At 55.8% G+C, this 21,437-nt stretch carries 22 protein-coding genes; 14 read left to right on the top strand and 8 right to left on the bottom strand.

Annotated features, from left to right (window positions below; genetic code table 11):
- Positions 1 to 12: 12 nt before the first annotated feature.
- The 6 genes from dnaA to mutM all read right to left on the bottom strand — a co-directional run bounded on the left by dnaA (position 13) and on the right by mutM (position 4,938).
- Positions 13 to 1,491: a chromosomal replication initiator protein DnaA gene (dnaA, locus tag E1180_RS15730; RefSeq protein ID WP_155192350.1), complete on the bottom strand. Its 1,479-nt coding sequence runs from the start codon at positions 1,489 to 1,491 to the stop codon at positions 13 to 15.
- A 154-nt stretch (positions 1,492 to 1,645) separates the two neighbouring features.
- Positions 1,646 to 2,056 carry a rhodanese-like domain-containing protein gene (locus E1180_RS15725; RefSeq protein WP_155192617.1) on the bottom strand — a complete coding sequence of 137 codons (411 nt, stop codon included), beginning with the start codon at positions 2,054 to 2,056 and terminating at the stop codon, positions 1,646 to 1,648.
- A 190-nt stretch (positions 2,057 to 2,246) separates the two neighbouring features.
- Positions 2,247 to 2,543: a hypothetical protein gene (locus E1180_RS15720; protein ID WP_155192349.1), complete on the bottom strand. Its 297-nt coding sequence runs from the start codon at positions 2,541 to 2,543 to the stop codon at positions 2,247 to 2,249.
- 184 nt (positions 2,544 to 2,727) lie between these two features.
- Positions 2,728 to 2,994 carry a 30S ribosomal protein S20 gene (rpsT, locus tag E1180_RS15715; RefSeq protein ID WP_155192347.1) on the bottom strand — a complete coding sequence of 89 codons (267 nt, stop codon included), beginning with the start codon at positions 2,992 to 2,994 and terminating at the stop codon, positions 2,728 to 2,730.
- Positions 2,995 to 3,168: 174 nt separating this feature from the next.
- Positions 3,169 to 3,942: an enoyl-CoA hydratase gene (locus tag E1180_RS15710; protein WP_155192346.1), complete on the bottom strand. Its 774-nt coding sequence runs from the start codon at positions 3,940 to 3,942 to the stop codon at positions 3,169 to 3,171.
- Positions 3,943 to 4,044: 102 nt separating this feature from the next.
- Positions 4,045 to 4,938, bottom strand: coding sequence for a bifunctional DNA-formamidopyrimidine glycosylase/DNA-(apurinic or apyrimidinic site) lyase (gene mutM, locus E1180_RS15705; protein ID WP_155192344.1), 894 nt, complete (start codon positions 4,936 to 4,938; stop codon positions 4,045 to 4,047).
- A gap of 198 nt (positions 4,939 to 5,136) precedes the next feature.
- Here mutM and ubiE point away from each other — a divergent pair, with 198 nt between their 5' ends.
- From ubiE to E1180_RS15685, 4 genes are all read left to right on the top strand, one after another.
- A complete protein-coding gene (gene ubiE, locus E1180_RS15700; protein ID WP_196220622.1) occupies positions 5,137 to 5,886 on the top strand; it encodes a bifunctional demethylmenaquinone methyltransferase/2-methoxy-6-polyprenyl-1,4-benzoquinol methylase UbiE in 750 nt (249 codons plus the stop codon).
- Between the two features lie 3 nt (positions 5,887 to 5,889).
- Entirely contained in the window at positions 5,890 to 7,473 is a 1,584-nt protein-coding gene (gene ubiB, locus E1180_RS15695; RefSeq protein ID WP_155192340.1) for a 2-polyprenylphenol 6-hydroxylase, read from the top strand.
- Positions 7,474 to 7,627: 154 nt separating this feature from the next.
- On the top strand, positions 7,628 to 8,590 hold the full coding sequence (locus tag E1180_RS15690; protein ID WP_155192338.1) for a substrate-binding domain-containing protein: 963 nt from the start codon (positions 7,628 to 7,630) through the stop codon (positions 8,588 to 8,590).
- 133 nt (positions 8,591 to 8,723) lie between these two features.
- The gene (locus E1180_RS15685) at positions 8,724 to 9,806 is read left to right on the top strand and encodes an alcohol dehydrogenase family protein (protein ID WP_244314084.1); all 1,083 of its coding nucleotides are present in this window, start codon (positions 8,724 to 8,726) and stop codon (positions 9,804 to 9,806) included.
- A 39-nt stretch (positions 9,807 to 9,845) separates the two neighbouring features.
- Here the strand turns inward: E1180_RS15685 and E1180_RS15680 are convergent, their stop codons facing one another.
- Together E1180_RS15680 and E1180_RS15675 are read right to left on the bottom strand one after the other, a co-directional pair.
- On the bottom strand, positions 9,846 to 10,493 hold the full coding sequence (locus E1180_RS15680) for an alpha-ketoglutarate-dependent dioxygenase AlkB family protein (RefSeq protein WP_244314083.1): 648 nt from the start codon (positions 10,491 to 10,493) through the stop codon (positions 9,846 to 9,848).
- Positions 10,494 to 10,545: 52 nt separating this feature from the next.
- On the bottom strand, positions 10,546 to 11,181 hold the full coding sequence (locus tag E1180_RS15675; RefSeq protein ID WP_196220610.1) for an outer membrane protein: 636 nt from the start codon (positions 11,179 to 11,181) through the stop codon (positions 10,546 to 10,548).
- Positions 11,182 to 11,528: 347 nt separating this feature from the next.
- Here E1180_RS15675 and dnaK point away from each other — a divergent pair, with 347 nt between their 5' ends.
- The 10 genes from dnaK to rimI all read left to right on the top strand — a co-directional run bounded on the left by dnaK (position 11,529) and on the right by rimI (position 21,417).
- Positions 11,529 to 13,445, top strand: coding sequence for a molecular chaperone DnaK (dnaK, locus tag E1180_RS15670; protein WP_155192334.1), 1,917 nt, complete (start codon positions 11,529 to 11,531; stop codon positions 13,443 to 13,445).
- Positions 13,446 to 13,606: 161 nt separating this feature from the next.
- Positions 13,607 to 14,743, top strand: coding sequence for a molecular chaperone DnaJ (gene dnaJ, locus E1180_RS15665; RefSeq protein WP_155192331.1), 1,137 nt, complete (start codon positions 13,607 to 13,609; stop codon positions 14,741 to 14,743).
- 82 nt (positions 14,744 to 14,825) lie between these two features.
- Entirely contained in the window at positions 14,826 to 15,488 is a 663-nt protein-coding gene (locus tag E1180_RS15660) for a class I SAM-dependent methyltransferase (protein WP_155192329.1), read from the top strand.
- 72 nt (positions 15,489 to 15,560) lie between these two features.
- On the top strand, positions 15,561 to 16,136 hold the full coding sequence (locus E1180_RS15655; protein ID WP_155192327.1) for an NADPH-dependent FMN reductase: 576 nt from the start codon (positions 15,561 to 15,563) through the stop codon (positions 16,134 to 16,136).
- A 116-nt stretch (positions 16,137 to 16,252) separates the two neighbouring features.
- Positions 16,253 to 16,813 (top strand): ATP-dependent protease subunit HslV, encoded by a 561-nt coding sequence (gene hslV, locus E1180_RS15650; RefSeq protein WP_155192325.1) that lies wholly within the window; start codon positions 16,253 to 16,255, stop codon positions 16,811 to 16,813.
- A 207-nt stretch (positions 16,814 to 17,020) separates the two neighbouring features.
- Positions 17,021 to 18,130 carry a hypothetical protein gene (locus tag E1180_RS15645; protein ID WP_155192323.1) on the top strand — a complete coding sequence of 370 codons (1,110 nt, stop codon included), beginning with the start codon at positions 17,021 to 17,023 and terminating at the stop codon, positions 18,128 to 18,130.
- Positions 18,131 to 18,171: 41 nt separating this feature from the next.
- Positions 18,172 to 19,476 (top strand): ATP-dependent protease ATPase subunit HslU, encoded by a 1,305-nt coding sequence (hslU, locus tag E1180_RS15640; protein WP_155192321.1) that lies wholly within the window; start codon positions 18,172 to 18,174, stop codon positions 19,474 to 19,476.
- A 69-nt stretch (positions 19,477 to 19,545) separates the two neighbouring features.
- Positions 19,546 to 20,040 (top strand): universal stress protein, encoded by a 495-nt coding sequence (locus E1180_RS15635; protein WP_155192318.1) that lies wholly within the window; start codon positions 19,546 to 19,548, stop codon positions 20,038 to 20,040.
- Positions 20,041 to 20,190: 150 nt separating this feature from the next.
- The gene (locus E1180_RS15630) at positions 20,191 to 20,748 is read left to right on the top strand and encodes a NifU family protein (protein WP_155192316.1); all 558 of its coding nucleotides are present in this window, start codon (positions 20,191 to 20,193) and stop codon (positions 20,746 to 20,748) included.
- A gap of 180 nt (positions 20,749 to 20,928) precedes the next feature.
- Positions 20,929 to 21,417: a ribosomal protein S18-alanine N-acetyltransferase gene (gene rimI / locus E1180_RS15625; protein ID WP_155192314.1), complete on the top strand. Its 489-nt coding sequence runs from the start codon at positions 20,929 to 20,931 to the stop codon at positions 21,415 to 21,417.
- The last annotated feature ends 20 nt before the right edge of the window (positions 21,418 to 21,437 follow it).

Here is a 21,437-nt window from a genome sequence, read left to right as displayed (position 1 = left end):
GTATTGTATCCTTTAGGCGTCGAGCATACGCTTCAGCAGCTCAAGCTCTTGCGCAAGTGCGTAGTCTGCACGGGCCATTTCCTCGATTTTCCGCACTGCATGAAGGACTGTGGTGTGGTCCCGGTTGCCAAATCGCCGTCCGATTTCCGGCAGAGACCGCGGGGTCATAACCTTTGCCAGATACATTGCTATCTGGCGGGGCCGAACAATCGTGCGGGTCCTGCGGGCAGACAGCAGATCAGCCTTGGTCACATTGTAATGCTTGCTAACCACCCGCTGGATGTCCTCGATCTTGACCCGCCGCGGTTCGCTGGACCGGACGAGATCCCGTAAGGTCATCTCGGCCATTTCCTGGGTGATCGGCTGGTTCGTCAGCTGATTGTGCGCAATCAGGCGGTTCAAGGCACCTTCAAGATCCCGGCCGGAAGACGCAACGTGACGGGCGATATAGTCCAGCACCCCATCAGGCACATCGAATTGCGGGTAGGATTTTCGGGCCTGTTCCACGCGGGAGGTGAGGATATTCCGGCGCAGAACAAAATCCGGTTCCTGTATGCCAACCACAAGACCGCCGGACAGACGCGAGCGGACCCGGTCATCGAGTGTGTCCAGTTCAGACGGAGCCCGGTCTGCCGCAACGATTACTTGACGTGCACCGTCAATCAATGCGTTCAGCGTATGGCAGAATTCTTGTTGGACCTGCTTCCCATGCAGGAATTGCATGTCATCGATCAGGAGCAGGTCGATTGTGCGAAGCGTATCCTTAAACGCAAGGGCCGATTGAGATTTTAGCGCCGCAACAAACTTATACATGAAGTGCTCGGCCGTCAGGTACAGGACTTTCCGGCCGCTCGCCCGCGCCTTTGCGGCCACGGCTTGCATCAGGTGGGTTTTGCCCAAGCCGACGGAGGCATGCAGATAAAGCGGATTGAATGTCACCGCACCGCCGGAGGCAACTTGGCGTGCTGCGGCAAGCGCAAGGTTGTTAGACTCGCCTTCAACAAATGTGTCGAACGTATATTTGGGATCCAGCGCAGCGCCTTGTAGGACATCGCGCGCGCTGTCGCCGGTGTTGCTGTCACCGCGCCCCAGAGCAGCCGTTGCTGCTTGCGCACGTGCTACTGGAGATACATCGGCCAGGGTGTCCCCGCGTGCATCCGGCTGAACGGCCGCAACATTTGCCGGAGCGGCAAGGCTTGGCTTAACCACCGGGGCCTGACGCGGCCGGATGGCGCCGCGCACTGTCAACTCGATGCGATGCACATCATCACACTCGCGTTGCCACAAGCCCATGAGCTGATCGTTGTAGTTGTTCTGGATCCATTGCTTGAGAAAGCGGGTTGGGACGGACAGCCTTACGGTTCCATCTTGATGTTCTTCAAGGTCAACCCGTGCAAACCAGCTGGTGAACACATCGTCCCCCAGCTCTGCGCGGAGCTGCTTCTTGACCCGCTTCCATTGTTCGGAGCCGCCTGCCTCCTGAACCTGCATATCATCTGCCTCCTGTACAATAAGAAGAACGGTCCGCCACAGCCACTCTTCTACGCCTTGCTGCTTTTGCAGCTTATGATGTCCCTTTTGGGACGGTTATTAGATTGACGACAGAAATACTCTCTCGCCGAAGCCCGGTTTTACCGGTGCACTTTTAACTTTGGATCCAGGGTAACCCGGCGGCCTTCCAGCCTGAATTGGTTCCGCGGTGGCCATCTCCGTCAAGCGGACCTTCGAAACCATCTGATATATTGAAGCAACGGGAATAACCGGCTTGAGTGAGCGCGATTGCCGCTGCTTGGCTGCGCGCGCCGGAGCGGCACAGAAAATAGATTGACGCGTCTTGGTCAAGTCCTTTCTGCGCAAGAAGCTCAGAAAGATCCCGCACGAAGTACGGATTGGGGCCAGAAGACGGAAATCCCTGCCATTCCACCAAAATCGGCTCGCCCGCGATCGAACGAAGATCTGGCACACCAACAAATGTCCATTCGGCCTGAGTGCGAACATCAACAAGAGCGGCCGGGTTATTGTCTTGAAGACGCGTGTACGTTTCCAAAGCGGTCAAGTCACTAGCGTATCCAATGTTCGTTTGCACAATAATCCCCCGGCAGCGGACGAGCCGCTGTTGATTAGATTCTTAGAAAATAGGAAGGTTATAAAGACTTTGACGCCGCTAAGAGCGTCTTAAATCGAATACGTTTCTGTATTCGTCGCGGTGACAGGGGTGAGTGTGCCCAGCTATGTTATCTTTTAACTTATACATTGTTGATCCAAGCACCATTTTTTGTTGTTTCGCTAGTCTTTCCGTCGCCAGCTGTTTGAACATATACAGACCAGCTGCTGGGTTCAACAGGGTCATTTGGCGGTGCATCCAAAATGGCGGTTTCTGCCCTAGCGTCATTAACTTTTTGCCAGCTGTGGGTGAGCGAGCAAATGCTTTTTCCTGCAATAACTTTTTGCCATTCGAAGCGCTGCAGCACCGCAAAAACGCAGCTTTTAAAAAAAAATTTGAAAGGGATATCTTGACTCGTATCGAATCCGGTTTGAAGCAATTGGATGGAAGCTACATGCTTATAAGATGTTGAAAAATATAGAAAATTTTTGCCATTGCTCAGGGTGGCAATTTTACCAATTGCACGGCGCCTGATGGATGTTTCCGGTCATCCACAAAATTGCGCGGCTAAAAAAAACCCGGCACTGAGGCCGGGTTTAATTAACGTTTCGATGGCGGAATGGTTAAGCGCTGATTGCCTTAATGCGGGCATTGAGACGGGAAACCTTCCGCGATGCAGTGTTCGCGTGCATCACGCCTTTGGAGGCTGCGCGCATGATTTCCGGCTGCGCTGCCTTGAAGGCTTCTGTTGCAGCGCTCTTGTCGCCTGACGCAATCGCTTCCTCGACAGTACGGAGGAAGGTGCGCACGCGGCTCCGGCGAGCTTTGTTCGTGGCCGTCCGGCGGGCAATCTTGCGGGCCGCCTTCTTGGCCGATGGTGTGTTGGCCATGGGCTCAATCCTGATCGGTAAGGGGGACATGTGTCCGTTGGCGATCGGGATGAACACATAATCTGCTCGGCCCGATCAAACAATAACGGCGGCGGAAAACCGCCACCGATTGGGCGCTGCTTATAAGCGTGCAGGGCCGGGACGTCAACGGCTTTGTGCCGGAATGTCCGACATTTATTTGTTGTCGAACTGCGGTGACCGTTTTTCGATAAACGCTGTCATGCCTTCCTTCTGGTCCTCCAGGGCAAACATGGCCTGGAAAACACGGCGTTCGAACCGGACCCCTTCAGACAAGGTTGTCTCGTAGGCCCGGTCCACACTCTCCTTGGCCATCATGACCACCGGCAATGAGAATTCGGCGATCTTTTCTGCCGCCTTCAAGGCCTCTTCCAAAAGGTCATCCGCCGCTACGATCCGGCTCACAAGGCCGCTGCGCTCAGCTTCTTCCGCATCCATCATGCGGCCGGTGAGCACCATCTCCATAGCTTTCGACTTTCCAACAAAGCGTGTCAGCCGCTGGGTGCCGCCTGCTCCGGGAATGACACCCAGCGTAATTTCCGGCTGTCCGAACTTGGCCGTGTCCGCTGCGATAATGAAGTCGCACAGCATGGCCAATTCGCACCCGCCCCCCAAAGCATAACCTGCAACAGCCGCAATGATTGGCTTCCGGTTTTGGGAAACGCGATCAAATGGCGTAATCAGGTCTTTTTGGTAAGCTGAAGAAAAATTATGCGGTTGCATTTCCTTGATGTCGGCGCCGGCGGCAAATGCCTTTTCCGACCCCGTGATGACGATGCAGCCGATCCGCTCATCCGCATCAAATCCATCAAGCGCCGTGCCGAGCTCATTGATGAGTGCGGCATTGAGGGCGTTCAGTGCCTTCGGCCGGTCAAGAGTTATCCAGCCGACCTTGCCGCGTTTTTCGACACGAATGTTTTCATATCCCATTTTGCCCGCTCCCAGTGCCAGGACATGTTTGACTAACGGGTCATGGGTAGCCGACCCCGTGCCGGTCTGGCAAGGCAGCGCATCCAACTTGTGCTTGAATAATCACCTTTGGCATGACGGGCAGTAGAAAGTTGACCGGTTTGAATGCACTGCACGAACCACGGTTCCCTTGCACCCCTCGGAACTACAGGGCTGGTTCTCCCGGTCATATACAGCGAACGAATGCTGAAAGTAGCCAAGGCTGCCATCCGTTTGCGCGTGATCCCTCAATGACGAGCCGCCTGCCCTTATGGCCTCTTCAAGGGTTGCACGGATGTTGTTGGCCAGTTCCGTTGCTTTTTTGGTAGGCCGGCCGGACTTGGTGACAAGGCTCCCGGCCGCCCTCTCCGGATTAAGGCCAGTCCGCCATAGCGCTTCGCAGACGTAAATGTTGCCGAGGCCCGCAATCAGTTTTTGATTAAGAAGTGCAGCCTTGAGCGGTGTTTTCCGGCCGGCAAACAGGCGGGCGATTGCGTATCCATCCAGGCTGTTGCCAAGCGGCTCCATTCCAAGTTCCCGAAACAGCGGATGCTCGCTGAGCGTTTCGCGGGGAATAAGTGTCATGAACCCGAAACGGCGCGGGTCATTGTAGACAATCCGTGCTCTTTCTTTGCCCGGTGTCTGGAGATGAAACACCACATGGTCATGTTTTGGGTCTTTGCTGCGCTCATGCGCAAACGTGCCGGGTGTCAGGCTGTCCAAATCAGCTTCAACACGGAAGGATCCGGACATGCCGAGATGCATGACCAGAACATCACCATTGTCGAGGTCTGCCAGCAGATACTTTGACCGGCGGGAGAGGGCCGTAACTTTTCGGTTTGTCAGCCGGTTTGCAAATTCGCCGGGAAATGGAAAGCGCAAATCCGGACGGTTCTGATCCACCTTTGTAATGATCGAGCTTTCGAAGGTTGGCGCCAATCCGCGCTTGACCGTTTCCACTTCCGGCAGTTCTGGCATTTCGGGCTGGTTTCCTGAGTTGCGGCACGTTATAGGCCTGCGGCATATGGCCAGTGGCCCATAGATAGCGCTTTGACAACGCATGTACTATGGTCCGTCGGCGGTTCAAGTATGGAAATCGTGACAGCGGTCAGGAGACGTGACATGACGGACGAAGCAGCGCGGCAAGGGGCCCCGGCAGACCGGGCTCCAGAAGACATGCCGACCAGCTTCGGGTTCACAACGGTTGCCGAAGGGCAAAAACAGGCTCTCGTCGACGATGTGTTCCATAAGGTTGCGAGCCGTTATGACCTGATGAACGATTTGATGTCCGGCGGCCTCCACCGGGTTTGGAAGGATGCAATGGTATCGTTCCTGGCGCCGCCGAAATCGCCTGCGTCCTCTTGGCAGCTCTTGGATGTCGCTGGCGGAACCGGCGACATTGCAACACGGGTTATTGAAAAATCAAACCGGACAGCCCGCGCGATCGTTTGCGACATTAATGAAAGCATGCTGAGTGTTGGCCGCGACCGGGCCGAAAAGGCTGGCTTATCCGATGCAATCACCTTTTCGCTCGGAAACGCGGAAGAGCTCCCTTTCCCAGACAAGCACTTTGACGCTTATACAATCGCTTTCGGCATCCGCAATGTTCCGGATATTCCCAAGGCCTTGCGCGAAGCGCGCCGGGTCTTGAAGCGTGGGGGGCGGTTTCTGTGCCTGGAGTTTTCGGAGGTCGACGTTCCCGGACTTGACCGGATCTATGATGGTTTTTCGTTTAACGCGATCCCGGCAATGGGAAAGTGGGTAACTGGCGACGGTGATCCTTATCAATATCTGGTGGAATCCATCCGCAAATTCCCGAGCCAGGAACGGTTTGCGGAAATGATCCGCGAAGCCGGTTTCGAGCGCGTGAGCTACCGCAATTACTCCGGCGGGATCGCCGCAATGCACACAGGTTGGAAGTTCTAGTTCATGGCCTTTGCGATCATGCCGTTTTTCCGTCTGGCACGGGCGGGATTTGTTATGGCGCGGGAAGGGGTGTTCGGCCTGGCCCATCTGCCGGATCTGCCGACAGGCCCAAGACTGGCCATTCGTTTTGCACGGCTCTTTGAGCGGCGGTCCGTAAAAACCAAAAGTGCTGAGCTTCGCCTGTCCGACGCGCTTAACAGGCTTGGTCCGTCTTATGTGAAGCTTGGCCAGTTTCTGGCGACGCGCGCGGATGTGGTCGGCAAGGAGGCGGCGCGTGACTTGTCGGCTTTGCAAGACCAGTTGGCACCCTTTGATCTGCAAACAGCGAAAAGAGTTGTCGCCGAACAACTCGGTCAACCAGTGGAAGACGTGTTTCTTGAGTTTGGGCCTGCGGTTGCAGCGGCCTCGATTGCGCAGGTGCATCCCGCCACGGTGCGGGACAAAGACGGGTCGGAGCGCAGTGTGGCCGTCAAGGTCTTGCGGCCAGGTGTCCAGCGGCGGTTTCAGCGGGATCTGGAAAGCTATTATCTCGTTGCGCGGCTGGCCGAGAAGTTCCATGCCCCGTCCCGGCGTCTAAGGCCCGTTGCCGTCGTCGATACGCTTGCTCAGTCCGTCGCCATGGAAATGGACTTTCGTCTGGAGGCGGCCGGCCTGTCTGAAATGAGCGAGAATGTCGCGCAGGATCCCGGTTTCCGGGTGCCGGACGTCGATTGGCTGCGGACCGCCAAAGGCGTTCTGACAATGGAGTGGATAGACGGCCGCAAGATGTCGGATGTTCCTGGCCTGGTCGCGGATGGTCAGGACCTGGAAGCGCTTGGGGCGTCAGTGATCCAGAGCTTTTTGCGGCATACACTGCGCGATGGGTTCTTCCACGCGGACATGCACCAGGGCAATTTGTTCGTTGAGCCGGGTGGCACGCTCGTCGCGGTCGATTTTGGGATCACCGGCCGGCTGAGCAAGCGCGAGCGCCGCTTTCTGGCCGAGATCCTCTTCGGCTTTATCACACGCAACTACAGGCGAGTAGCCGAAGTGCATTTCGAGGCGGGTTATGTGCCCGCTCATCAGGACGTCGACATGTTCGCCCAGGCAATCCGTGCGATTGGCGAACCAATTCATGGTCACGACGCCAGCGAGATTTCCATGGCGAGATTGTTGACGCAATTGTTCGAAGTGACTGAACTCTTTGAGATGCGCACACAAACCCAGCTGATCATGTTGCAGAAAACCATGGTTGTTGTTGAAGGGGTTGCGCGCACCCTCAACCCAAATCTCGATATGTGGAAGACGGCCGAGCCGGTTGTCGGGTCATGGATAAAAGAGCATCTCGGTCCTGCCGGGAAGTTGCGCGACGCTGGCGATGCGATTTCGTCTTTGGCCCGTATTGCGAATGATATGCCCCTTTTCGCGGACCGGATTGGACGTATGTCAGAAGAACTGGAGAAAATGACCAGCCGGGGTCTACGTTTCGATTCCGAGACTGCAGAAGCGATCGGCAAGGCCGAAGCCCGCCATACACGTTCCGGGCGTATCGCGCTCTGGATAATAGCGCTTTCTTCAGTTGCCTTGCTTTATGTTCAAGTGAGCTAGACTACTGGCCACGGGCAGGCTTCCTGGACGGTTTCACGTGGTGTTCAGGCAGCGGTAAAGCCAATAGCGAATGTTCTGTTGTTTTGAAGCCACTCGTTTTATTTGCTATGGTTGGATATCCTTTGAATGAATAGGAAAGAAGGGTTGAATTGTCATGGTGATGCATTTGCTGCGCCTGGTTGCAATTCTTTTTATTGCTCTTTTTTCTTATGGTTTTGCCGCCGCTGAATCAAAGCGGTTTGCAATTATTCCCCACAGTACAAGCGATGAAAATTTCCAAGCAGCTTTTGCTGGCGCTCGGCAAGGTGCCGAGGCGGCTGGATACGATATTGTATTTATCGGAAAGCCTGAAACAGCTCATGCTCTCGGACAGATTCAAGCGATACAAGAGGCGTTGGAACTTGGCGTAGACGGTGTTGGCTTGGCCCCACTGAATCCGGAGCCCATTATCAAAAGCCATGCTTTTCAGGAGTTGATCCGCCGGCAAATTCCAGTTGTATTGTTCGAATCTGATTTTCCTGCCCAGTACCGGCATCTTCGGGACGGTTTTGTTGGAACCAACGGTCTCGAAATGGGCCGTGCGCTTGGCCGTCTTGCGAACCAGTTGCTGCCGGAAGGCGGGCGATACTTGATTTTGGCAGGGGCTGAAGGTCATCAAAGTATCGCGGATCGGATTGCTGGCGTCCGGCAAATACTCGATCGTAAAGGGCGCGCCGGTACTCCCTCACCATGGTCTGAAGACCGGCGGTCACCGTTGTATTCCGGAGGGGACTATGAGCTTGCCCTGAAGCAGCTCAGGTATGGTTTGCTGAACCCGCATGTTGATCTTGTGATTTCCGCGGGTTGGTGGCCACAAAAATCGAGGCACTATGCAGAGGTAATCAACCCTTTTAAATATGACCTTCGTTCCCGCAAGAAAGTCATCATCAGTGGTGATGCATCGAAGGTGCAGCTTGAATACCTGCGGTGGGGATTGTCGCAAGGAAATGTAGGGCAGAATTTCTATGCCATGGGGCAGCAGGTGTTCTGGTCGCTGCGCCGTTTGAGTCTGGGTGAGGCGCTCGCTCAGGATCTCTTCTTTACGCCGGTTGAAGTGTTTACCGAGGTGACCAACTGATCATGCCAGCAGATAGTCTGCAAGGGCTTGCCTGACAGGTAATCTATTGTGGTGTTCCGGCTTTGACTTGCTTGACGCCGGTCCGGCGCTTCTATATCGAAAGGTAGAATGGTCATTCTACTTGTGGGGCGTTATGCAAGATATTCCGGGCGTTATGAGCGGCATGGTCCTGACCGGGCATGGAGACTTGTCATGCCTTGAATGGCGCGAGGACTTGCCGGTTCCAACTCCGGCTCCTGGTCAGGTGCTTTTGAAGGTGAAAGCCGCTGCGGTGAACAACACTGATGTCAACACCCGCATTGGCTGGTACGCGAAGGCGGTCCGGGGTGATACGGCATCAGGCCTTAGCGGTGGTTATGCGGCGCGTGCGGCTGGGGGCGGGAGCTGGAGCGGTAGCGCTTTGACTTTCCCGCGTATTCAAGGTGCCGATTGTTGCGCGGAAATCGTCCAGGTTGGAGAGGGTGTCGCGCCGAGCCGGGTTGGCGAAAGGGTCCTGGTGCGGCCCATGCAGGCACCGAAAGCAGAGCATGGGGATCTCCCTCTTGTGACTTTCGGGTCGGAATACGACGGAGGGTTTGCGCAATTTGCAGTCACCTACGCAGAAGATGCGATCACGGTGACTTCGGAATTGTCCGACGTGGAGCTTGCCTCGTTTCCGTGTGCCTATTCCACTGCTGAAGGCATGATTCAGCGCAGCGGACTTGGCGCAGAGAGTGTCTTGATTACGGGGGCGTCCGGCGGTGTCGGCTCTGCGGCGATCCAGTTGGCGAAGCGCCGGGGGGCTCATGTAACCGCGATGACAACGCCCGGCAAAGCTGGTGACCTGCGCGCACTTGGCGCTGACGCTACACTCAACCGGGATGACGTTGTACCGAAAAGAGTGTTCGATGTGGTGCTTGACCTTGTCGGCGGTCCTGGGTTTCCGGGCTTGGTTGAAGGTCTCGTGTCCGGTGGGCGCTATGCTGTTTCCGGTGCGATAGCCGGACCGGTCGTCGAGCTGGATCTGCGGACTTTGTATTTGCAAGACATCTCATTTTTCGGATGCACCCGGCAAAAGGCTTCGGTGTTCACCGATCTGGTTGGATATATCGAGCGCGGTGAAATACGGCCATCGCTTGCGCGCACCTACGATCTCAAAGACCTGAGGGCTGCGCAGGAGGATTTCCTGTCCAAGCGCAACGTTGGCAAAATTGGAATTAAAGTCTCTTTAGATTAATGGTCGAAAATCTGACCCGATTGACGGCCCAAAGATGCTTTAGCCGGAGTTTGAGCTGGGAGGTGTGACGCGCCTGAGAGTTAGGTTGATGCGTCCGCCGTTCTTGAGCAGTGTGGACGTCCCCTCCAGAACCTTGTCAATTCCATGATAGCAAAGCCGGGCTTCACCGCCCATGACTACAACGTCTCCTGAAGCCAGCTTGAAGGACCGGGTGGGATCCTTGCGGGACAAACCGCCCACCCGGAAAGTGGCCGTGTCGCCAAGCGAAACAGAGACCACCGGAGCTTCAAATGTTTGTTCATCCTTGTCCTGATGAAGCCCCATTTTTGCGCCCGGCGTATAAAAGTTGATCAGGCAGGCTTCAGGCTCTGGAGCCTGGGGCGCGCAGCTGCTCCACAGTTCAATCAGGCTTTGGGGAATTGGCGGCCACGGCAGGCCCGTCACCGGATGTGCTGGCTGGTACCGGTATCCGTTCACATCCGAGACCCAGCCAAGTGGTCCGCAATTGCTCATCCTGACACTGAACGGCTTGGCCGTTTTGGGCATCACCGGCTGGAAAAGCGGAGCGCTTTCTACGATGGAACGGAATGTATCGACGAGCCGCGATTGATCGGTCCGGTCTAAATACGCCGGATAATAATCGAGCCCCGTCAGGCCATTGATTTCCATCGATTGCTTTTTGACCATGAGTTAGGCGGTTCTGTGCTTCGTGGCGCTGATCAAAAGAGCCGTCAGCTTCTCAGAACCGGTAACCAAGCCCGACGGTTACTACGTCTGTGTCGCCTTGGGCGGTAAAATTCGTGAAGTTCGAGACTTCGAACTCCCGCTCGGCGAAGTGGTAATGCTTGTAATCAAGTCTGGCGAACAGGTTGTCTGTGACCTTCATCTCAACGCCTGCACCGGCAACGAACCAATAGTCGGTGTATTTCTCTGTGGTATCGAGAATATCGATATCGACTTCATAAGTTCCAATGCCGGCACCGACCGAGACGTAGGGCAGGAAGCGGCCTACATCGACACCGCCGCGAACGGTGGCCGACCCGAGCCAGCGGGCGCGCTGATGGACATAACCGGAGTTCGTGGTCTCACGGAAGTTGGTGTAAAATCCCTCGAACGAAGCGCCGAACACAAAACTGTCGATCTGGTAGTCATATCCGACCGACGCACCGAACACCGCAGAGTGATTGTCAGTATCAAGCCCCAGGCTGTCGGTCGCCCTCAGGTAGCCACCGCCTGCAAGAATGGCAGCGTTGAAACCACTCCAATTTGTTGTCTGGGTCTCAAGATCAAGGGTGTTGATACTGTTGATGTCAGCTGCAACGGCCGCAACGGGTATCAGTGCAGCAACCGCGGCGGTTCCAAAGGTTTTCAACATTATGAGGACCTGTTCCATTAAGCTCGTTATTAAATTAACATCGTGTAGTTATTTTGCGCAAGAAAGCGTCTGGAAGAGCCCACGCTTTAATTGTTTCGCTATTTGTCTGGCTTACGACGCGATTGGCGTATCATTAAAGGAGCGTCAAGCTGTTAAGATCAGGCATTTGCTCTTGGATAGATGTCTTGCAGGCAAAGTTTCATCCTCCTATATAGCGGGCAAGCGTTGCACCCAATCTCGAGCAGGCTGCTCGGCCGCAATGTCCGGGTCTTCCCGGAATACATGTGAAAGGAGCCGGATAAACGCCTGATTGGGTTTTTCCGGTTTGCTAGAAAGAGAGGCTTAATATGGCAAAGGTCATTGGTATCGACCTCGGCACGACCAACTCGTGCGTAGCCGTCATGGACGGTAAAGATTCTAAAGTAATTGAAAACGCAGAAGGCGCCCGGACAACTCCGTCCATGGTCGCATTCTCCGACGATGGCGAGCGCCTCGTAGGTCAGCCGGCAAAACGGCAGGCCGTCACCAACCCAACCAATACCCTGTTCGCAGTAAAGCGACTGATCGGCCGCCGGTTCGATGACCCTACCGTTGCGAAGGATCAGAAGCTGGTCCCGTTCAACATCGTCAAGGCGGACAACGGCGATGCTTGGGTTGAGGCTGATGGCGAAAAATATTCACCGTCCCAAGTGTCTGCTTTCATCCTGCAGAAGATGAAAGAGACCGCTGAGAGCTATTTGGGCGAGAAGGTCACCCAGGCAGTGATCACGGTACCGGCCTACTTCAATGATGCGCAGCGTCAGGCTACCAAGGACGCCGGTAAGATTGCCGGACTTGAAGTCCTTCGGATTATCAACGAGCCGACAGCTGCTGCTCTTGCGTATGGTCTGGACAAGAACGACGGCAAGACCATCGCGGTGTATGACCTTGGCGGCGGTACATTCGATGTGTCCGTTCTGGAAATCGGCGACGGCGTGTTCGAAGTGAAGTCGACCAACGGTGATACGTTCCTCGGCGGTGAAGACTTTGACATGGTCTTGGTCGACTATCTTGCTTCTGAATTCAAAAAAGAGCAGGGCATCGACCTGAAGAACGACAAGCTGGCCTTGCAGCGGCTGAAGGAAGCTGCCGAAAAGGCCAAGATTGAACTGTCGTCTTCTTCGCAGACCGAGATCAACCTCCCGTTCATTACGGCGGACGCGTCTGGTCCGAAACACCTGACCTTGAAACTGACCCGGGCAAAATTCGAGTCCCTGGTCGAGGACTTGGTGAAGCGCACCGTCAAGCCGATGGAAGCTGCTTTGAAAGACGCCGGCATGGCCGCTGGCGAAATCGACGAAGTGGTGCTCGTTGGCGGCATGACACGCATGCCGAAAGTTCAGGAGACCGTCAAAAACTTCTTCGGCAAAGAGCCGCACAAGGGCGTGAACCCGGATGAAGTGGTTGCCATGGGTGCAGCCATTCAGGCAGGTGTTTTGCAGGGCGATGTTAAGGACGTTCTTCTGCTTGATGTCACGCCGTTGTCCCTCGGCATCGAAACACTTGGTGGCGTGTTCACACGTTTGATCGACCGGAACACGACGATCCCGACTAAGAAAAGCCAGGTCTTCTCAACGGCTGAGGACAATCAGACGGCTGTGACCATCCGGGTTTTCCAGGGCGAGCGTGAGATGGCCGCGGACAACAAGGTCCTCGGTCAGTTTGACCTGGTCGGCCTTCCGCCCGCACCGCGCGGTGTTCCGCAGATCGAAGTGACGTTTGACATCGATGCGAACGGTATCGTCAACGTATCGGCGAAAGACAAGGGAACCGGCAAGGAGCAGCAGATCCGCATCCAGGCCTCTGGTGGATTGTCCGATGCGGATATCGATCAGATGATCAAGGATGCCGAGTCCCATGCGGATGAGGACAAGAAGCGCAAGGAACTGGTGGAAGCCAAGAACCAGGGCGAATCCCTGGTCCATTCGACTGAAAAGTCTCTTGCCGACTATGGCGACAAGGTATCGGGTGACGACAAGTCTGCAATCGAGGATGCACTCGCTGCCCTGAAAACGTCACTTGAAGGCGACGACCTTGAAGACATCAAGGCCAAGACCCAGGCCCTTGCTGAAGCGTCCATGAAACTTGGTGAAGCCATGTATCAGGCGGCACAGGCCGACGCGGCTGCAGAAGGTGGTGAAGAGGCCGCCGAAGAAGCCAAGGATGATGTCGTTGATGCGGATTTTGAAGAAGTCAAAGACGACGACGACAAGAAATCCGCTTAAACTGAAACCTGACAGCCAGCCGGTCCACCGGCTGGCTGTTAACGTCCCGGCGCCGGTTTCCATCCGCTCGATCATCACGGGCTCAGGGACCCGGCGCTTTCGCCGTATTTGGCGCCGGAGAATCCAGGCAGCCAGCGGTGCAGCAAGACCGAGAGATCTTGATGTCCAAACGTGATTTCTACGATGTTCTGGGTGTGGCCCGTGATGCCGACGAAAAGGCATTGAAGAGCGCCTACCGCAAGATGGCCATGCAGTTCCACCCGGATCGCAATCCCGGTGACGCAGAAGCCGAAGCCAAGTTCAAGGAAGTCAACGAAGCCTATGACACCTTGAAGGACGGGCAGAAGCGTGCCGCGTATGATCGCTTCGGCCATGCAGCTTTCGAAAACGGAGGTTTTGGCGGCGGAGGCGGTGGAGCCAGTGCACACGATTTCTCCTCCACCATGTCCGATATCTTCGAAGAGTTTTTCGGAATGGGTGGCGGTGGTGGCCGCCGTTCGGGTGGCCGCGAGCGCGGAGCGGACCTCAGATACAACCTCGACATCTCGCTTGAAGATGCGTTTGTCGGCAAGACGGTCGAGATTGAGGTTCCAACCAGCGTTACCTGTGACACCTGTGATGGGTCCGGAGCAAAGCCTGGCACAAGCCCGACCACTTGCCGTACATGTGGCGGTGCCGGACGGGTACGGGCCGCACAAGGTTTCTTCACACTCGAGCGCACCTGCCCAAGCTGTCAGGGCCGCGGACAGGTGATTTCCGATCCGTGCACAAGCTGCGGCGGGTCTGGGCGCAAGACTCAGGAACGAACGCTGTCGGTGAACATTCCGGCTGGGATCGAAGACGGAACCCGCATTCGGCTTGCTGGTGAGGGTGAGGCCGGGGTTCGGGGTGGTCCGACCGGCGATTTGTACATCTTCTTGTCGATTAAGCCGCATGATCTGTTTCAACGCGACGGTGCCGATCTTTATTGCCGGGTGCCGATTTCAATGACAACAGCTGCGCTGGGCGGGCAATTCGATGTTCCAACGGTCGATGGCGCAACCAGCCGGGTCAAGGTTCCGGAAGGCACCCAGGCGGGCAAGCAGTTCCGGCTGCGCGGCAAGGGCATGCCGATCATGCGGTCCAGTCAGCATGGCGACATGTACATTCAGGTGACAGTCGAAACGCCAAGCAATCTGACCAAACGCCAGCGCGAATTGCTGGCTGAGTTCGAAAAAGAATCGTCGGGCGAAAATCACCCCGAATCTGCCGGGTTCTTTTCAAAGGTGAAAGACTTCATCGACAATCTCGGCGCATAGATGTGCAACATGTGCGCGTGGTGCTGGTAACCTCCTATAAACACTCCTATATTCTGTGAGAAGGATTTGGGAGTGACAGTGGATGTTGAAGCGGTTCGGTGCCGAGCGGGACTTTGTTAAAAGCAAACTTGTGAAGGCAAACCTGGTCCGTTCCAAGATGCTTGACGAGGTGAAGTTCCTGCGGTCCTGGGCGCAGAACCCCTTGCGTACCGGGGCCGTGAGCCCATCAAGGCCTGAGCTTGCGGCTAAGATGGCATCCTACCTGGTGCCAGGACCGCATACTAATGTGATTGAGTTGGGCCCTGGGACAGGTGTTGTCACCAAAGCCCTGTTTGATCAGGGCATAGCTCAGAAAAACATCACCGCCGTCGAGTTCAGTCCCGCATTTTGCACTCTTTTGGCAAAACGGTACCCTGGCCTGAACGTCATCCAAGGGGACGCCTATTCCCTGCAAGCAACATTGGCGGCGGCGTATCATGAAACCGGCCCTAAGAAGCCTCTCCTCGGTGCTTTCGACGGTATCGTTTCTTCGCTCCCGCTGCTGACCCGCCCGGAAACGGAAAGACAACAGTTGCTCTCCGAAGCGCTGGATATTCTGAAGCCAGGCGCGCCCTTTATTCAGTTCTCCTATGGATTTGCCACCCCAGTGAAACCGGTTGGTGCCGGTGTCTCGATTTTCAGTTCAGAGTGGATCTGGAAAAATCTTCCGCCGGCCCGGGTTTGGGTTTTCCGCAAAGGACATTAGGTATGGGTGGCATGGGCTATGACGTCCAAAGAAATCTTGGTTGATCCGTTGCTCATCTGAAAGGCGTCCTTCATGCGTAATCCGAAAATACTTGTTCTCTCGGGATCATCCCGCGCAGCTTCGATTAACGGAAAACTTGCGGCGTTGGCCGCCAAAAAACTCGCATTGCTGGACGCAAGCACGACGCGATTGTCTTTAAAGGACTATCCGCTGCCCATTTACGATGGAGATTACGAAGACAAAAACGGCCAGCCGGACAATGCTGTCAAGCTGCACCGGCTGTTTTCGGAGAACGATGGCGTTTTCATAGCGTGCCCTGAATACAATGCCGGTATCACACCCTTGTTGAAAAACACGCTCGATTGGATCAGCCGCGTTAGCGGAAGCGGGGAGGCCTTCAAGGGCAAGGTATTTGCTGTTGGTGCGGCATCCCCCGGAGGCTTTGGCGGAATGCGGGGCCTCATCGGCACACGGACAATCCTGGAGGTCGGGCTCGGTGCACTGGTCCTGCCGCAGATGGTTTCCGTTGCCAGGGCCTCCAGCGCATTTGACGACAAAGGCGATCTGGTTGACGAGCGGACCGCCGCCCAGCTTGATGGCGTGGTCAATGCGCTCTTGCGGGCAACACGGATCGAGCTGTCTCACTGAGTCCTTTTTGGGGCAAGGGACGGTTCGGTCGGTGTCAGGCATGAAATCAACCTAACGCTTGGAATGAAAGCTGGCTCGGCCTAAATAGGGCGGATCGACAGACGAGTGAGGCATTTATGAGCGAAACGCATGAACCGGCATCCTGGCATGGAACCACAATCATGATGGTCCGCAAAGGCGGAAAGGTCGTGATTGCAGGTGACGGACAGGTGTCCTTGGGGCAAACAGTGATCAAGCACACAGCCCGCAAGGTCCGTCCACTTGCCAAGGGTGATGTCATCGCCGGATTTGCTGGCGCGACAGCGGACGCCTTCACCTTGTTCGAGCGCCTGGAAGCCAAACTTGAGCAGTATCCTGGCCAATTGATGCGCGCCTGTGTGGAGCTGGCCAAGGATTGGCGGACAGATCGTTACTTGCGCAAGCTGGAAGCCATGATGCTCGTAGCGGACAAGAATATTTCTCTGGTGCTGACTGGAACCGGCGATGTCCTGGAGCCGGAGGGCGGTGTCATGGGCATTGGGTCTGGTGGAAATTATGCCTTGGCCGCTGGCCGGGCGTTGGTAGATACCGACTTTGACGCAGAAACCATAGCCCGCAAGGCCATGGCTGTTGCTGCGGAAATCTGTGTCTACACAAACGAAAGCGTCACGGTCGAAACGCTCGAAACTGCTGAATAAGCTGGCCTTCCAAGCCTCCCGAACGATCCAGATCAATGCAACGCACAAGCAATCGGGCGAAATCGAAAAAACCGATTGCTGTGCTACCGCTTTGCCTGCACGACCGGCTGGTGGGAGCCTAAAAAAGCGGACGAGATCAGCTTTGGCCGTTTCGAACAAAACGCCCGATGCTTTAATAGACTTCTTGTATGCCGGATGGAGGGATCCTTGAGCGAGGCGAGCCAACAATCGAACGACAAAGAGAGCCCGCTGGATTCAGTGCGTTTAGCTGCCGCCGTTTCCGAAGGCATTTTGACCGAAGACCAGGCTGAGAGGCTCACTGATTTCTGGACCCGCCGTGGCGTCACCAGCCCAGTGGCCGAAGCATTGCCGCATGCGGACATCGAAGATGTGCGCTTTGTGCGCGGGTTTCATGACATATTCATCAGCCTGGGGATCGGAATCCTGATGGTGGGGCTGATATATGGTTTACAGAATCTGTTGCCTGCTTGGGCCATCTCCGCCGTTGGCGCTGTGTCTATTTGGGGGCTGGCAGAGGTTTTTTCCCAGCGCATGCGGCTGGCTCTGCCATCCTTCCTGCTGAGCTTGGCATTCACCCCCTTTTTCTTCATGGCCTGTTTCGGACTGATTGTTGATCAGGACCTGACGGGCTTGAGCCTTGGCGGCTGGCGGCAAAACTATGAAACCTGGCTGGTAATCCCCACCTCATTGGTAGCCCTTGCCGGTGCCGTTTTGTTTTACCTGCGCTTCAAGGTGCCGGTCGGGATTGCCGGGATCACAGGCGGGTGCCTGTTCATCGTGGCTGTGCTGATAGAAATGGCAGCGCCCGGCCTGATCGACCAGTACAACGTTGTCTTTTTCCTGGCCCTTGGGCTGGTCACTTTTGCTTTGGCCATGAGCTACGATGTCAAGGACCCGGCCCGGGTCACGCTAAATTCTGACAAGGCGTTCTGGCTCCATCTGATGGCAGCACCGTTTATTGTGCATTCGATTCTCGCCTTGGTCTCCAATTACTCAGGCCAAGGTTCGGTCGGATACTCAATCGCCGTTATCGCGCTGTTTGTAATCCTGGCAATCGTCGCGCTGGTTGTTGACCGGCGTGCCCTTCTGGTCTCCGCGATGAGTTACCTTGGCTTTGCAATCGGGTACCTGATCCTGGAAGCCAACGTTTCCGAAGAGGCCGCATTTGCCGTAACGCTCTTGTTGCTGGGCGGTTTCATCTTATTGATTGGCTCCGGTTGGGGCCTGTTGAGGCGCGTGCTTTTGGCGCCCTTTTCAGGGCAGCCCTTGCTGCGCTACCTTCCTGCGACCACATAACCGGCAATCATCATCTACTTCTGTGCGAGTGACACTCCTGAATGACCGACTTTTCTCCGCGTGAAATTGTATCCGAACTCGACCGTTACATCGTTGGCCAGAAAGATGCCAAACGGGCGGTAGCCATTGCCTTGCGCAACCGCTGGCGCCGCCAGCAGCTCGAAGGCCAGATGCGCGAAGAAGTTCTGCCGAAGAACATCCTCATGATTGGGCCCACCGGTGTCGGGAAGACGGAGATCTCGCGGCGTCTGGCAAAGCTTGCCAATGCGCCGTTTACAAAAGTCGAGGCGACCAAATTTACGGAAGTCGGATATGTGGGCCGGGACGTTGAGCAGATTGTACGGGACCTCGTTGAGGCCGGTTTGTCGCTGGTCCGCGAACAAAAACGCGAAGCGGTAAAAGCGAAAGCGCATGTTCTGGCCGAAGAACGTGTTCTGGACTCGCTTGTTGGTGCGAATGCGAGCCCATCGACCCGTGACAGTTTCCGGACAAAACTCCGCAACGGCGAGTTGGATGATAAGGAAATCGAGGTTGAAGTCCGGGCACAGGCGCAAATGCCGAGCTTTGATCTGCCTGGCATGCCGGGCGCAAGCGTCGGCGTCATGAATGTATCGGACCTTCTCGGCAAGGCGTTCGGCGGGCAAACCAAAACCAAACGGACAACGGTGAGTGAATCCTATTCGCTGCTCATCAACGAGGAATCCGACAAACTCCTCGATGAAGACAAAATCACCGAAGAGGCGATTTCGCTGGTCGAGAATTCCGGCATCGTATTTTTGGATGAGATCGACAAGATCTGCGCGCGCGAAGGCCGTACCGGCGGCGACGTCTCCCGCGAAGGGGTTCAACGCGACCTGCTCCCTCTGATCGAGGGCACGGTGGTGTCCACAAAGCACGGCCCGGTTAAGACCGACCATATTCTGTTCATCGCCTCAGGGGCCTTCCACGTTGCCAAGCCTTCAGACTTGTTGCCTGAACTTCAAGGACGGTTGCCCATCCGCGTGGAACTGCGGGCGCTAACCAAAGAAGATTTCCGGGCCATTTTGACCGAACCTGAGGCGAGCTTGATCAAGCAGTACGTCGCGCTTATGGAGACGGAGAATGTCACCCTGTCCTTTACCGAAGATGCAATCGAAGAAATCGCGTCGGTCGCGGTTGATCTCAATGCATCCGTTGAAAACATTGGTGCCCGCCGGCTCCAGACCGTGATGGAAAGGATCCTCGACGAAATCTCGTTCACGGCACCGGATCGCTCTGGCGACACGGTTGAAATCTCAGCCGAGTTTGTTCGCGACAACATCGGTGACCTTGCCAAGAACGTTGATCTTTCAAAGTTTATCCTTTGAGGAAATCCGGCTTCGCGGGCGGCAAGCTTGCCGCTTGCGATATCTTAAGGCCGGTGGCAGCATGCGCCTATGGTAGCAATTCGAAAAAGTAATGAAGAAGGTCACCGCCGGAAGTTTCTGGTGGTGGTCGACGATACGCCGGAATGTGACCGGGCCATCGTTTATGCAGCAAAGCGGGCCGCGCGGACAGGTGGTGTGGTGACGCTGCTATTCATCATCGCCGCCGGTGATTTCCAGCACTGGCTCGGTGTGGAAGAGATCATGCGGGCGGAAGCCCGGGAAGAAGCAGAATCGACACTTGCAAAGGCAGCGGAACGGGTCCGTTCTGTCGCCCGTACAGAACCGGAAACAGTTGTCCGGGAAGGCAGCAAGGCCGAAGAGATCATGGAACTGATCGAGGCCGATGCTGATATTGCCATCCTGGTTCTGGCCGCGAGCACAGGGTCGGATGGACCGGGTCCTCTGGTGTCTTCGATTGCAGGCAAGTCAGCGGCGACTTTTCCGATTCCGGTAACGATCGTGCCCGGCAATCTGGATGACGATTCCATCGCAGCACTGGCTTGATATCATAGACGGCGAACCTATCTAGTTTTTAATGGTTCCAAACTGCCTGAGGATCAGGTATCAAGTTTTTTTGGGTGTTTTGCGGTTGGAGAGAGGGCGCATGACACCCGCCGATAGATGGGCGCGATAACGCAGCGCAAGGACGAAACAATGTTCATACAAACCGAAGCCACTCCGAATCCGGCAACGCTTAAATTCCTGCCCGGCCGCATCGTTTTGTCCGAAGGGACTTACGACTTCCGGTCCAAGGCGGACGCGGGCGCGTCGCCTTTAGCCGAAAAGCTCTTTGACGTACCTGGCGTTGTTGCGGTCTTTTTCGGCCATGACTTTGTCACTGTCACCAAGGATGACACGGATTGGCAGCATATGAAACCGGCCATCCTGGGCGTGATCATGGAGCAGTTCATGTCGGGACAACCGGTCATGAATGCCGGCCAGAGCGAAGACATTGAAGAGGGTGAATTCTTTGAGGAAGGCGACCAGGAAACAGTCGCGACCATTAAAGAGCTGCTAGAAACCCGCGTGCGTCCGGCCGTTGCTCAGGATGGGGGGGACATCACCTTCAAGGGCTTCAAGGAAGGTATCGTTTATCTGTCCATGCGCGGTGCATGCGCGGGCTGTCCATCTTCAACCGCAACGCTTCAGCACGGGATCCAGAACCTTCTGCGCCATTTTGTGCCGGAAGTTGAGGAAGTGCGGCCGATCTGATCGAGTTCCACGAATAGTCTTTGAAAAACCCGGCCCTGGCCGGGTTTTTTTATGGACGGTCAATGGGAGCGACTCTTGGGGAGAGGAAGGAGGCAAAACTTGCGGTCAGCAGACAGCTTTGCATAGGATGCGCCGGACTGCGGGGCCGTGGATCCCAGCAAATAGAAGGAACGTAAGGCAATGAGTTTCTGGTGGTTCTGGACACAGCCGCCCGTCGTTGAAGACGCATTGGACGAAGATCTGCCGAAACTTGCCGAAATACATGCTGCCTCCTTTCCTCAAGCTTGGGATGCGGAGGACCTGGCGCGGATGCAGGGCCAGACCGGAACAAGCATATTGGTTGCACGGCGCGCAAGCCCCTATGGCACACGCGCGCCGCTTGGATTCTTGATCCTGCGAACCGCCGCGGACGAGGCAGAAGTCATAACGATTGCCGTTCATCCGCGTCAGCGGGGCCGGGGAATTGGAAAACAGTTGATGCAATCCGGCCTTTTCCGTCTGTATGGCGACCGCTGCAAAAGCCTGTTTCTGGAAGTCGACGCCGCCAATCGCTCCGCCGTGCTGTTGTATCGCAGCCTGGGTTTCCGGGAAGTAGGGCAACGCAAAGGTTATTATTCAAGCAGCCGGGGAAATGGAACGGCGCTTGTCATGCGCGTCGATCTTGGTTAAGCGCTGTTGCACTGAAAACA

Source organism: Roseibium denhamense (assembly GCF_009711415.1).
GTDB lineage: Bacteria > Pseudomonadota > Alphaproteobacteria > Rhizobiales > Stappiaceae > Roseibium > Roseibium denhamense.
Note: the sequence above shows the minus strand (reverse complement) of the source record. Positions and strands in the feature narration are given on the sequence as shown.